Here is a 13,664-nt window from a genome sequence, read left to right as displayed (position 1 = left end):
TTTATTGACCTCCATCAAACATCTTCATATATACATCTTCTAAATCACCATTTTCTGCATAACGTTTGATTAAATCTTTAGGTGTTCCTTTTTCAATGATATTACCTTTTTTAATCATAATAATTTCTTTAGATATAGACTGGATATCTGATACTACGTGAGTAGCAACTAAAATTATTTTATCACTTGATATTTCAGCTAATAGTTCTCTTATTCTTACTCTTTCTTTTGGGTCTAGTCCTGCTGTTGGCTCATCCATAATAAGTATTTTAGGCGAACCCATAATGGCTTGTGCTATTAAAATACGCTGCTTCATACCTCCTGAATAAGCTCCCATTTTTTTATCTAATTCATTAAATAAATTTACTGCTTTTGATACTCTTTCTATTTCAGACTTTAGACTATCTTTAGATATTCCTTTTAATGTACCCATATATGATAAGAAACGTCTACCTGTAAATTCATCATATAAACCTTGCTGTTGTGGCGCAAATCCAATCTTTTTTAAAAATTCTTTTCCTAGTTTCGCTACATTGTTTCCATTATATAAAATCTCCCCTTCATCCATTGATAAATTATCAGTAATAATATTCATTAGTGTAGATTTACCAGCTCCATTAGGTCCTAGTAATCCATATACACCATCTTCTAATTCAATTGATATATGGTTAAGGGCTACTTTTTCTCCATAAGTTTTGTATATATTTTTAATTTCTAACATACATATTTCCACCTTAATATATCTCATCTATAATCATATTTACTTTTTTAAAGTTATTTTTATTATTAAAATAGTCTTCTTTTGGAATCATTGCATATTCTCTATCTGTTTCAATTGTTTGGTTTATACCAGCCCACTCAACATACTCATCTTTAATCTTACAATTGCTCTCTACAAAGAAATCATTCTCTGATTCGGCTATAATGTTAACTAATCTTCCATTATCCTTATATAAACTTAATTTTGAAATCTCTTTATCTTCTATTCTGATTCTATAATATTCTTTGTTATTCTCTTTCCAATCAGATGTAATCATATATCCATCATAAATTTGTTCAATGTTGCTATTATTAGTTTCTAAGAAGTCTGATTTTTGCTTTGTATCTAAATCAAAGGACATAATTTTATTTCCATTATATTTATAATAAAATACATTTTTTTATGCATTATATATTGATGACTATCACTCATTTCATTTTCAAATAACTTTTCAAATTTCTGAGTATTTATATCATAGCTTACTATAGACTCTTTAGCATTTTTACATGCTTGGGTATACTTTGCCTGGTCCATTTTTTCTTCTACTGTAAGTTCATGATCAAATTCTAGCTTATTTATAATTATCTTATCCTTATAACACCCAAGTATATTCCAGCTACTATCCCACTCTGTAACATCTTGCTTTTCTCCACTTTCATTTGATATTTTGATTAATTTGTATTCATCACCTTTTGTATAACTTGTATTGTCATCAATCTTAGCCTGTGTATTCTTCATACTAATACAGTATATATACTCTCCATCTGTTAATATTTTTTCTCCTAATAATTCTCCAGATTCAAATTCAGATAATAAAATTCTATTAGATCCATCTAAATTCATTCTATATACAGAGGTAGGTTCACTTATAGGTGTTAAACCCTCTTCTCCATAAAATATGCTTGTACTTATTGATCCGTCATTATTATATTCTGAACTTATAAGGTACAAATACTTCCCATCACATATTAATGAATTTTGTCTACCAAAGTACTTCGTTTCTATATATGAAATACACCTATCAGTATTATGATTACATTCTGATTTGTCGCATAAATAAATTTGTTTTTTTGTTTTGTAATCAACATACATTAAATTCTGTACAGTATTTCCTTCTTCATCTTCGCTACTTGAAATTGTGTAGTATCCACTTTCAATACTGCATCCATTTTGCATAGCATCATTTGATAACATTTTTAAACTTTTAATTTTTGCATCCTTTGCTTCACTTTTATTTTCTAATTTATTATTTTGTCCCTTAGAACATCCCCACAAATTAATAGAACATAATATTGTAAATACTAATACAATTAAAACTTTCCTTTTATTCATTTTCTTATCCTTTCTTTTTCTATATTAAAAAAATCCTATGTTAGGTTAACCGAGTTAATCATAACATAGGATTGTATCAATATTGTTTCTATTGTATTTGTGCTAATTTAGGTATTATAGATAAGTATTGTTCAATTTTGTTATTTAAAATATCAGTCTTAATTATTAAAGATGATTTATTAGATTGAATCACATCACTCTCTATAACCCAATCTCCTAGCAAGTCTAAATTTAAGTACGATGAGTAACCTCTTAGAATATCTTCTTTATTATCATTCACTCTAATTTGACCATTACCTATAATTTTGATAGATATAATCTTGTTACTTTCAATATCCCACCATAAACTTATCTGCTGGTCTCTAAAGTTAATTACATACTCTTTTAAATTTTGAACTATCGCCGAATAAATCATTTTTACATAAACGGATTCAACTTTATCTGTAATATAATCATCATTATTAACTAATACTTTCTTTTCCATTAATTCTTTTAGTTGTTCTAAAATTATTTTCTGTTCATCTGACGTTGCTATTACTTGTACTACACTTGCGATTTCTGATTCATCTGTACTATATATTCCATCATAAATATCATAAATTCGTTGAACTAAAGGTATATCCTTAGCTTCACTATCTAAGTTTAAATCCATTTTTTTTAATTCATGAGTTCCTAATAAATATAACTCATCAAATTTTGCAAGAAATGACGGCAGTGAAATGGAAAATATCAAAGTAATAAAAATAATACTTCCAAGATAAATATATAATTTATTCCTCATTCTCTACCTCCAATATTATTGAAATTGTAGTTCCTTTTTTGAGTTCACTTTTAATTTCTAAGTTTGAATTATGTAACTTCGCAATTTTATCACATATTGATAATCCTAGTCCTGTATTTCCTTGATTTTTCGATCTTGACTTGTCAATTATATAAAATGGATTTACTATTTTTTCTATCTGTGAATCTTCTATACCACAACCTCGATCTGTAACAGAAATTATGTATTTATCATTCTTCTTAACTCCATTTATTGAAATATATATATTTTTTTCACTTGCTTTAATTCCATTTTCAACTAGATTTTTTAATAAATCTAGTAATAACTGCCCATCACCTTTTATAAAGCATGTCTCCCACTCATTTATCCAAATTAAATTATTGTTATCTATTAAAGGTTTCATAATTATATTTATTTTCTCTTTTAACCACTCTGTATGTATACTTACAAGTTCAATTGGTATCTCATCTATCTCCATTAGTTTTAAAAGTTTTCTCGATAAAAGTTCCAATCTTTTGCATTCTGAATAAATATAATTAGCTGATTTTTTTTGAAGTTCTTTATCACAATCATCAGTCATCAATAATCTAGAGTATCCCATAATGGATGTCATTGGTGTTTTTAATTCATGTGAAAAATCTGAAATAAACTCTTCTCTATTTTTTATATCATTTTCAAGTCTTAAAATATGATTTTCTATTTCATCTGTCATAATGTCAAAACTTTTACTTAACTCTCCAATTTCATCAGAACTTTTTATATTTGTACGCTCTTTATAGTTTCCATTTGAGATTCTTTTACTTGTTTCATTTAACTTTTTTATTGGATCTATTAATATCTTAGTAAATATAATTACTGTCACAATATATACTAGCATAATCACTATAAACCACTTTATGTAATATTCATTTTGACGCTCTCTTTCTGAAAATATTGACGTAATATCATATACATTTAATAATTTAATGGTTTCATTAGATACTTGGATATCACTTCCCAAATACATATAGACTTTATTATCAATCTTTTTTATGAGAAATGAAGAATTATCTGTCAAATAGTATTGCTCTACTTCTTTATCTATTAAATTCTTATTAATATCAGAATAAGCAAATTCGTTATTCCATATTACTCCACCATGAGTAAATTTCTCTCCATACGATCCCAACTTTTCCATCGACCTAATAATAATATCTTTTGTGAATCTATTATTGTTTTCTAAATGATTTCTAATACTAGATTCTACAGAATATCTATATAAAATATATTGTTTAATATTTTGATCTACTAAGTTATCATAAGAAACTTTAAAATTTTCTCTAATCATAATAGAACCACCGATTGAAAATAATATAGAAATTATGATGGTAGTTCCTAAAATTAATTTTGTTGAAAATTTCATACTTATCCTTTCATAATATAGCCTACGCCATAAACTGTTTTTATTATGTCTTTATCATCTAACTTTTTTCGTAATCTTTGTATATGTAAATCTAATGTACGAGAATCTCCTGTAAACTCTTTTTCCCATACTTTTTCAAATAAGTCTTCTCTATATAATAATGTATTTTTATTTTTAATTAAAGTAGATAATAATTCATATTCTTTTGGCGTTAGAGTTATCTCTTCTCCCATTTTTGTAACCGTTCTAGTTTTTATATTTATTTCTATATCATTAAATACTACACATCCATTTACTTTGCCATACCTTCTTAGCACTGATTCTACTCTAGCCTCTACTTCATCTAGTTCAAATGGTTTTACTATATAGTCATCCGCTCCTATTCTAAGACCTTTTACTTTATCTTTTAAAGCCCCTTTTGCCGTAATAAAAATTGTTGGTATATTTATAGTTTCAATATATCCCATCAATTCATAACCATTGATTTCTGGTAGCATAATATCTAATAGAATCAAGTCATAATTTATATTTTCAATTAAATCTGCTGCCTCTCTTCCATTCAAAACATATTCTGAAGCGTAACCTCTTCTTGTTAAACCTATTTGGAGCAATTCAGCAATTGCAATTTCATCTTCCACAATTAAAATCTTTGTCACTTTATCACCTATATCTTAAATATAATGTTATGTTTTATTATATCATCAAATGTATATAGATTGTATCTAATCAAATTCTGTATTATTCTAGTATAAAAAAAGTGCCTTACGTAATTTTATTCATCACTTCAAGACACTTAGTTTATTATTATCTATTAATTATTTTTGCTCCTATCTGCTTTTACTAATACATAATCGATTAAAATCTACTACACCCATAATATGTGTATAAATTATTATATTCCATAGTATTATTTTCGGTATTATAGTTTAAATCTGGAGTTGTTTGTACTAGTGATAATGGCATTCTAGCCTCTATTCTTTGTTGCGTTTTAAATCTAGTGTATACAACTTCCCTCTAAAATCATCACTTATTGTGGTTCATCTATAAAATGTATTCTCCACTTTATTACACTTATTCATTCTAATCATATAAAAAAGATATTGACTATTTAGCCAATATCTTTTCGTGGATTTAAATGGTGAAGAAAAATCATTACAATCAAATCAACTATTTAAGTCCAAGTTTTTGTCTTTTACTTATTATATGAGCTTCTATAGCTTTTGCAGCTTCAAATGGATCATCTCCTAAAGCTACCTTACCACCTGTTAATCCCTCAACATCTTCTGTAAGGAGTTTTACTAATTTAGGAGCTCCAGTAACAAATGGAGTAGGAGATAAATGTGTATATGCTCCGTATGCTACTGCAAAAACACCATCTATAGTAGCCTTTTGTTCCATCCACTCTGGAGCAGTAACTGCTATAGGAAGATCTGGAATATCAACATCAAGATGATCTGCTAAGGCAGTTACTAGCATTGATATTCTACCTGTATCAGTACAAGTACCAAAGCTTAGTACAGGAGGTATTTTAAGCATATTACATACTTCCTTTAAACCTTCTCCTGCATATTTTTCTATAGCATCTAAGTTACATAGTCCTGCTACCTCAAGAGCATGATTACCACAACCTCCAGCTACTACTAATATATCTCTTTTTATTAATTCTTTTGTTATATTAACTGTATTCCAGTCTTGAGGACCATTTCTAAGTGTTGAACAGTTTGCAAGTGCAACAATACCTTTTATCTTACCTGCTGAAATTACATCAACTAATGGATCAAGTGTATTTCCTAGAGCACCTAAAACAGCTTCTGTTGAAAATCCTGCTATAGCTTTTGTAACGTATTTAGGTACCATAGGTTCGACTTTTCCATGTCTCTTTTTAAAGTTCTCTATTGCTATTTTAATTAAATTATCTGACATTTCATTAGCCTTTTCTGGATAATATGGCATCTTATGCTCTGTACCTGGTACACCTATTATCGTACTTATGCTAACTAAAGCTACTCGATACTTTTCTGCATATTGATCTATAGCTGGAGGTGAACAGTTTTCTTCCATAGCAATTGCATCCACTGTACCTGTAGCAAGAAGTGGCTCTATAGCTAACCAGTTACCCATAAGGCCAACAAATATATCATCAACTTCATATCTTTGTAATAATTCTTGTCCTGTTTCAATAGAACCAACTACTCTAATGCCTTTAGCCCCTGCTGCTATAGCTTCATCTTTATATTCACCTTTTCTAAGTTTTTCTATAGTAAGAGCTCCTATCCAAGGTTGATGCCCATTAAATACTATATTTACGTAGTCTGGGTCCATTATACCTAAATCCACATTAACTTCATGAGGCATAGGAGTCCCAAATAATATATCTTGTACCATTTCAAGACCTATTAAAGCTGTATATATAGTAGATAATCCTAATCTAAGAGCTTTTGTAGCAAGTGATACATAATCTCCATCCACATTTGTTAAACAGCTCGCAATTGAGTTTTGAACTTCATGATCAACACCAGAAGGATAAATATGAAGTTCTTTCCATACTGGTATTCTTTTTTTAGGAGCAAAAGATTTTGTCATTATGCTCTCTTGATCAGGACCTGCTTTCATATCTTTATCAAGTAAATCGGCTAATTGAATAGCAAGTTGATTAATATCTTGATTAGTATCTATTCCTACTTTTTCACACATCCATTTCAGTTTATTTTCATCTTTTATTTTAAATGATGATTTACCTTCACCAGTAGCTCTTAGTGTTCTAAAAGCCTCATAGGCATGATGTGCATATGTAGCAGCTCCCATTATATTTCTCATAAGAAAATTTCTCATAGCCATAGCATCTGGTCCGATACCACAAACCCCTTTGTCAGCTCCTGTTTTTTCATTAATTCTACAAGGTCCATGTGTACATAATTGACAACTTAACCCTTCAAGACAAAACTTGCATCTTATCTTCTCTTGTGGATCCCATCTAGAAAATACGCTTGAAAGACCATCTGTTTGTATCCTCTTTAACATTTCTTCCACAGAATCATGGTAACTTACACGACCTTCTAATTTTTCTTTAATTATTTCACTCATATTTATGTATTAATCTCCTTTTATATTATATATCATTAATATAGTTTGCTTATAACTTGATATTATTCCTATATTTTTATTTTGTTATATAGTATAAAAGTAAAATAAATTTCATTTTAAAATATTAGTTATACAATTATTATATAAAATAAAAAAGTATTACCATAAATTATATGATAATACTTTTCGTGGATTTCAATGGTGGAGACGAGGGGAGTCGAACCCCTGTCCGCAAGTCTTTTCCTCGTTGCATCTACGTGCGTAGCCAACTGTATTCGTATCTCGCCTCACGCATCGCCCAGCGGCAGGCTATGCGATTAGCCAGTCCCAATTAGTCCGCTTTTGGTCGAGACATCCCAAAAGTAGTTCCCTGCATAGATGACGTCCAGGCCTAGCCGGCAGGAGGGCTTAGGCGGGACGAGCAGTCAATTAAGCTGCTAAAGCGTAATTATCGTTTGCGTTTGTTTTAAGTTCCCCAGTTTTTACGTGACCCAGAGTAACACGGCACGCAGCCCCAAGTTCCAAACCCACGTCGAAACCTTTACGCCCCCGTGGTAGTTTAAAGTCTTAGAGACTGTCTTTATTCGCAAACTTCACCATTTCTATATTCAATTGTTATTGCTGATATATTTATAATATAATACTTTTTTACCTCAAAATCAATGTTAGTTAATGGATTTTTAGGTAACAAAGAATTTAATTAACTTAGTTTTCCAATATGCTTTGATATTGCTTCAAAATAGACTTAGTATTTACCAGTCATTTCTCTTTCAATACGTCTTTGAGCATCTTTTTTAGCTAAATCTTGACGTTTATCATATAGCTTCTTACCTTTTGCTAAAGCTAATTCTATCTTAACTTTACCACGAACTAAATACATGCTAAGTGGTATTAAAGAATAACCTTTTATAGTAGTTGCCCCTATAAGCTTTCTTATTTCACTTTTGTGAAGTAATAACTTTCTCACTCTAAGAGGATCAACATTAAATCTATTTCCTTGCTCGTAAGGACTTATATGAACTTGTTTTATAAATACTTCACTATTGTCAACAGATGCAAATCCATCAGTTAAGTTAACCTTCCCTTGTCTTATTGACTTTACTTCTGTTCCTTTAAGCTCTATACCGCATTCATAAGTTTCTTCTATAAAGTACTCATGTCTTGCTTTTCTATTTGTAGCTAATACTTTTTTACCTGACAACAAGTTCACCTTCTTCACAAAAAAATTTCATAATATATATTATATATTATAAGTAAAAATATACCATATTTATTGGTTATAGTCAATATAACTAACCACATTCTAAGTTTATTATTAAAATAACTCACTATAAATATACGTCCTAATAATAAAAAAGATTTCAAATTTTAAATAATAAATTATATCAAAATAAGTTATAATTTATTACCCTTTTTTAATAATATTTATATGTAATAAAATACATACTTAAAGGAGGTGAGAACAAATTGAACACATACATAAACATAGGAATAATAATAAGCATAATACTTGGTTCATTTTTACACTTTGCATATGATATATCAGGTAAAAACAAAATTATAGGCTATTTTACACCAGTAAATGAAAGCGTATGGGAACACATGAAACTATCAGTATTTCCAGTCATACTAACAACATTAGTAATATATCTAATATATCCAAATAATCTAAATAATTTAATACCAGCCCTTGCAATTGCATCATTACTACCATTTATAATAATCCCAATATTATTTTATACATACACACACTTCACAAAAAAAGCAATACTACCAGTAGACATATCAATATTTATAATATCAGTAATAGTAGATTTAAAAATAATCCAAAACCTACTATTATCAGACCAAGTATCCATAAAACTAAGCATACTATCATTTATAATACTAATATTCACACTAAATTCAATATTTAAATACACATACAATCCACCAAAACTAAAAATATTCAAAAGCGGAGGACTAAAATTATACTTAAAAATCTTTTAATCTTACTTCTCCTACTTAAAATAAGTGGCTAAATCAAAGGGGTGTAAGTGATTATGGATATTTTCCTCCCGTTTGCAAAGCGTATTTTGCTTTGCATGGTAGAAAACTCCATAACACTCCACCCCGAAGCTATCGACTACTCCTCATCATCTATTTTCTCAAGTAACTCGAAATCTATTTCTCTAAAGTCAACATTTACTCTATCAACCCTAATTCTAACAGGGTCACCTATTCTAAATGTCTTCTTAGTTCTCTCACCAATTATAGTGTAAGTCATATCATCATAAATATAATAATCATCAGCCATATTAGCAAGTCTTACAAGACCTTCTATAGTATTCTCTAACTCAACGAACATACCAAAGTTAGTTACACTTGATATAGTCCCTTCAAATTCTTGACCTACTTTATCAGCCATATAACAAGCTTTATAATAATCATGAACATCTCTTTCAGCAAGTTCTGCTGCTCTCTCTCTTTCAGAAGATTGAGTAGATGCATATTCTACTATATTACTTAACTGATCTTGTCTTTTTTGATTTATCTTATTATTTAATTGTTCTTTTATAATTCTGTGTATTTGTAAGTCTGGATATCTTCTTATTGGAGAAGTAAAGTGGCAATAGTACTTAGCTGCAAGACCAAAGTGACCTAAACAAGTTGGTTCGTATCTTGCTTGCTTTAATGAACGAAGTAATATTGTACTTATTGCTTCTTCTTCTCTCTTACCTTTTATATTTTCAACTATTGCTTGTAAAGCCTTTGGATGAACATCTTCTAAGTCACCTTTTATTGTATATCCAAATGTAGCTACGAATTTACTTAATTGTTCCATCTTCTCAGCTGATGGAGTTTCATGGACTCTATAAACAAAAGGTAATCCTAACCAGAAGTAGTGTTCTGCTATAGTTTCATTACTTACAAGCATGAACTCTTCTATTATTCTGTTAGATATTCTTCTTTCATAGTGCTTTATATCTGCAACTTCTCCATCTTTATTTAATATTATTTTTGCTTCTGGGAAGTCAAAGTCTATTGATCCTCTTCTATCTCTTCTCTTCATAAGAATTCTAGCTAGTTCTTCTGACATCTTAAATTCATCTACCATATGAGAGAAAGTTTTCTTTAATAATGGATCATCTTTTTCTAATATATCTGATACTTCTGTATAAGTCATTCTAGCTTTTGAATTTATTACACTTTCATATATATCATGTTTTACAACTTCACCTTTATCATTTATCTCCATAAATATTGATAACGTAAGCTTATCTTCAAATGGATTTAATGAGCACATTCCATTAGAAAGTGTCTTAGGTAACATTGGTATTACCTTATCTACTAAGTAAACAGAAGTTGCTCTTTTTAAGGCTTCTTTATCTAATTTACTTTTTTCTCTTACATAATGAGTAACGTCAGCTATATGAACTCCTAGCTTGAAGTTTCCATTAGGTAATTTTTCTATAGAAACAGCATCATCTAAGTCTTTTGCATCTTCTCCATCTATAGTGAAAGTCTTAAGATCTCTTATATCAAATCTTCTTTGAATTTCTTCTTCAGGAATAGGTACTGCAACAAACTCAGCTTCATCTAATACTTTCTTAGGGAATTCTTCAGGTAATCCATGAGCTTTAACTATAGAATCTATTTCTACTCCTCTTTCACCTTTTTGTCCTAATACTTCTATTATTTTACCTTCTGGTTTTCTATCTTCTGCTGGCCATACTGTTATTTCAACTACAACCTTGTCATTTTCCTTTGCACCTGAGAAGAATTTCTTAGGTATATATATGTCTTGATTGAACTTTTTATTATCTGGAACTACGAATCCAAAGTTCTTACTTGGTTGGAATAATCCAACTACTTCTGTAACTTCTCTTTTTACTACCTTTATTATCTTACCTTCTGCTCTTTTATCATCAGTTGCAGGAGTTACTATTTCTGCTATAACTCTGTCATTATGCATAGCTGTATTTACATTATCAGCTGGTATGAATAAATCTTGAGTATATTCTTCATCTGACTCAACAAATCCAAATCCTTTTCTATGAGATACGAATTTACCTACAAATAATCCCATTTGATTTAATGACATTATCTTTCCTTTTTTAGTTCTACCTATATAACCGTCTTCTTCTAACTCATCTAAAAAATTATAAAACATTGGCATTTCTGCTGGATGTATATCAAATATAACAGCTAGTTCCTCTTTTTTCAGAGGGCTGTATGACGGGTCATTTATTAATCCTAATAAACGTTCTTTAAGTCCTGGTACCATGATTGCCTCCTATATTTCTTTTTATATTATTAAATTTATAAAATTCTTATTAGTAAATATATACGATGTATTTTTTAAAACATTATAATTATTCACTATAAATTTCTTTTTTATTTTTAGGAAATTGTAATTTCCCAATTTGTATATATACTTTTATTATTATCAAATTTTAATGTATTTAGTATATTAAGTTTTTAATTTTATTATATATACATATTATTTCTAATATTTGGAATCCACTGTTATTCTAGCACAGTTTTAAATAAAATAAAATCTAATGACTATACTCTCTTATTTTATTACATATTTTGCCACAACCTATATTGATTTTTAAAGTTTTTTTCTCTAAACTGAAATGTATGAACAATCAAAATTGGGAGGCTTAAAATATGGAGAATTTTATTTTATCTTTTAACGTAGTTACACCATTATTTCTTATTATGTCTTTAGGATATTATTTGAAATATATAAAACTTTTAGATAAACAAACATTAAATGTAATGAATAGCGTTTGTTTCAAAATTTTTTTACCAATACTATTATTTTTTAATATTTATCAAAGTGATGTAAAAAGTTCTTTTAATATCAATCTAATTATTTTTTCAGTTAGTTCAATAGTTATCTTATTCATAATTCTATGTTTTCTTATTCCTAAAATAGAAAAGGATAATAAAAAACGAGGAGTAATGATTCAAGGTATATTTAGAAGTAATTTTGTTATATTTGGAATGCCTATAGCAACTTCAATATATGGCGAAGGAAATATTGGTACAACAGCATTGCTAATTGCTGTCATAGTTCCGTTATTTAATCTTTTATCAGTAATTTCTTTAGAATTGTTTAGAGATGGGGAAATAAATTTTAAAAAAATCCTAAAGGGAATAATCACAAACCCACTAATCATAGCATCAGCTGTAGGAATTTTATTTGTAACCCTTAACATAACTCTACCAACATTTGTAGAAAAATCAATAAGTGACATAGCAAAAATAGCTACCCCACTATCACTAATACTACTAGGTGGGTCATTCTCATTTAGTCACATAAAAGAATACTTAAAACACACAGTAATAATAGTATTAAACAAACTAATTTTCGTACCTCTTATATTTATTCCAATCTCAATAAAACTAGGATTCAGAGGTATAGAACTGCTAACAATACTACTAATATTTGCAGCACCAGTAGCAGTATCAACTTTCCAAATGTCAAAACAAATGGATGGAGACAGCATCTTAGCAGAACAATCAATAGTCTTCACTTGCTTATTCTGCATCCCAACAGTATTTCTATGGATACTAGCTCTAAAGCAACTATCATTAATTTAGATCTCTTTTCTATTCCCACAATACAAAAGGAGCTACTTTAAATGGTTTGTTGAATACCCTAGAGCCTAAGATTTATATATAATTTGCACTGACATTTGCAGCATACTTTGCTGCATGGAAGGCAAATTATATATAAACCCGCTCGCCCGTATTTAACTCCACATAAAATAACTCCTTTTTAAAAATTAAATTTAATTTTTAAAATGTTATTTATAAATAGTATTAGGTAATGGCCATTTACCCACTACTATTTATTTATAACAGCTAATGCTAATGCATTTAAGAAGAATAATACTGCTGCTATCTTTGTAACTCTACCAAGGAAAGCTTCCTTACCTTTTGGCTTGAAATAACTTTGGCTTCCTTCTCCACCATATTGTGTAGGAACAGCACTTTTACTATCTTGAGGCATTATAGCAAGTATTAATATAATCCCTAATACAACTTGTAATCCCATTAAAACGTTGCCTAACATATGTTATCCTCCTATCATTTCTGATAAAAAATTCATTCATTTTTAGTCTATCATAATAGACTTCTTAATACAAGCATTCACATCCAATAACTATGTTTCATAAGTTCTTTAACCATACCACTATAAATCTTTTCATATTAACATTGTTCCCATTAATTCATATAAACTTCATAGCTCTTTCACTAAATGTTCTCTTTTATTTCATACAAACTTCATGTCTTGTAATTAAAATACA

General features: G+C 28.9%; 12 protein-coding genes and 1 other RNA gene. 2 read left to right on the top strand and 11 right to left on the bottom strand.

Going from position 1 to position 13,664, the window contains the following annotated elements; genetic code table 11:
- Position 1: 1 nt before the first annotated feature.
- The 9 genes from H8923_RS10115 to smpB form a co-directional block, all read right to left on the bottom strand.
- Positions 2–721 carry an ABC transporter ATP-binding protein gene (locus H8923_RS10115; protein ID WP_153924428.1) on the bottom strand — a complete coding sequence of 240 codons (720 nt, stop codon included), beginning with the start codon at positions 719–721 and terminating at the stop codon, positions 2–4.
- Positions 722–734: 13 nt separating this feature from the next.
- Complete coding sequence (locus tag H8923_RS10110; RefSeq protein ID WP_153924425.1) at positions 735–1,121, bottom strand: hypothetical protein; 387 nt, start codon at positions 1,119–1,121, stop codon at positions 735–737.
- Positions 1,106–2,092, bottom strand: a complete 987-nt coding sequence (locus tag H8923_RS10105) for a hypothetical protein (protein ID WP_153924422.1) — start codon at positions 2,090–2,092, stop codon at positions 1,106–1,108. Before H8923_RS10105 ends, H8923_RS10110 begins: the two co-directional genes overlap by 16 nt.
- 88 nt (positions 2,093–2,180) lie before the next feature.
- Positions 2,181–2,873 (bottom strand): hypothetical protein, encoded by a 693-nt coding sequence (locus tag H8923_RS10100; protein WP_153924414.1) that lies wholly within the window; start codon positions 2,871–2,873, stop codon positions 2,181–2,183.
- Complete coding sequence (locus tag H8923_RS10095; protein ID WP_172976682.1) at positions 2,863–4,200, bottom strand: sensor histidine kinase; 1,338 nt, start codon at positions 4,198–4,200, stop codon at positions 2,863–2,865. Before H8923_RS10095 ends, H8923_RS10100 begins: the two co-directional genes overlap by 11 nt.
- 77 nt (positions 4,201–4,277) lie before the next feature.
- The gene (locus tag H8923_RS10090) at positions 4,278–4,931 is read right to left on the bottom strand and encodes a response regulator transcription factor (protein WP_187127911.1); all 654 of its coding nucleotides are present in this window, start codon (positions 4,929–4,931) and stop codon (positions 4,278–4,280) included.
- 511 nt (positions 4,932–5,442) lie between these two features.
- On the bottom strand, positions 5,443–7,359 hold the full coding sequence (cooS, locus tag H8923_RS10085; RefSeq protein ID WP_153924409.1) for an anaerobic carbon-monoxide dehydrogenase catalytic subunit: 1,917 nt from the start codon (positions 7,357–7,359) through the stop codon (positions 5,443–5,445).
- A gap of 199 nt (positions 7,360–7,558) precedes the next feature.
- Positions 7,559–7,910: a transfer-messenger RNA gene (ssrA, locus tag H8923_RS10080) on the bottom strand.
- Between the two features lie 194 nt (positions 7,911–8,104).
- Positions 8,105–8,560, bottom strand: coding sequence for an SsrA-binding protein SmpB (smpB, locus tag H8923_RS10075; RefSeq protein WP_153924406.1), 456 nt, complete (start codon positions 8,558–8,560; stop codon positions 8,105–8,107).
- A gap of 266 nt (positions 8,561–8,826) precedes the next feature.
- Between smpB and H8923_RS10070 the strand changes: the two genes are divergently transcribed.
- Positions 8,827–9,348 (top strand): DUF6512 family protein, encoded by a 522-nt coding sequence (locus H8923_RS10070; RefSeq protein WP_153924403.1) that lies wholly within the window; start codon positions 8,827–8,829, stop codon positions 9,346–9,348.
- Positions 9,349–9,484: 136 nt separating this feature from the next.
- On the opposite strand, the gene rnr is transcribed toward H8923_RS10070, so the two are convergent.
- The gene (rnr, locus tag H8923_RS10065; RefSeq protein ID WP_153924400.1) at positions 9,485–11,626 is read right to left on the bottom strand and encodes a ribonuclease R; all 2,142 of its coding nucleotides are present in this window, start codon (positions 11,624–11,626) and stop codon (positions 9,485–9,487) included.
- A 389-nt stretch (positions 11,627–12,015) separates the two neighbouring features.
- Here rnr and H8923_RS10060 point away from each other — a divergent pair, with 389 nt between their 5' ends.
- A complete protein-coding gene (locus tag H8923_RS10060; RefSeq protein ID WP_153924397.1) occupies positions 12,016–12,954 on the top strand; it encodes an AEC family transporter in 939 nt (312 codons plus the stop codon).
- A 247-nt stretch (positions 12,955–13,201) separates the two neighbouring features.
- Here the strand turns inward: H8923_RS10060 and secG are convergent, their stop codons facing one another.
- Complete coding sequence (secG, locus tag H8923_RS10055) at positions 13,202–13,429, bottom strand: preprotein translocase subunit SecG (protein WP_243139883.1); 228 nt, start codon at positions 13,427–13,429, stop codon at positions 13,202–13,204.
- Positions 13,430–13,664 lie beyond the last annotated feature (235 nt).

It is taken from the genome of Romboutsia faecis (assembly GCF_014323405.1).
GTDB lineage: Bacteria > Bacillota > Clostridia > Peptostreptococcales > Peptostreptococcaceae > Romboutsia_E > Romboutsia_E faecis.
The sequence above is the reverse complement of the archived record's forward strand: the minus strand, read 5'-3'. Positions and strand labels throughout refer to the sequence as shown.

Excerpts from the sequence above, each read along its gene's own strand:
- secG (WP_243139883.1), bottom strand. The coding sequence starts at position 13,429 with ATGTTAGGCAACGTTTTAATGGGATTACAAGTTGTATTAGGGATTATA.
- H8923_RS10105 (WP_153924422.1), bottom strand. The coding sequence starts at position 2,092 with ATGAATAAAAGGAAAGTTTTAATTGTATTAGTATTTACAATATTATGT.
- cooS (WP_153924409.1), bottom strand. The coding sequence starts at position 7,359 with ATGAGTGAAATAATTAAAGAAAAATTAGAAGGTCGTGTAAGTTACCAT.
- H8923_RS10095 (WP_172976682.1), bottom strand. The coding sequence starts at position 4,200 with ATGATTAGAGAAAATTTTAAAGTTTCTTATGATAACTTAGTAGATCAA.
- H8923_RS10060 (WP_153924397.1), top strand. The coding sequence starts at position 12,016 with ATGGAGAATTTTATTTTATCTTTTAACGTAGTTACACCATTATTTCTT.
- H8923_RS10115 (WP_153924428.1), bottom strand. The coding sequence starts at position 721 with ATGTTAGAAATTAAAAATATATACAAAACTTATGGAGAAAAAGTAGCC.
- rnr (WP_153924400.1), bottom strand. The coding sequence starts at position 11,626 with ATGGTACCAGGACTTAAAGAACGTTTATTAGGATTAATAAATGACCCG.
- H8923_RS10100 (WP_153924414.1), bottom strand. The coding sequence starts at position 2,873 with ATGAGGAATAAATTATATATTTATCTTGGAAGTATTATTTTTATTACT.
- H8923_RS10110 (WP_153924425.1), bottom strand. The coding sequence starts at position 1,121 with ATGTCCTTTGATTTAGATACAAAGCAAAAATCAGACTTCTTAGAAACT.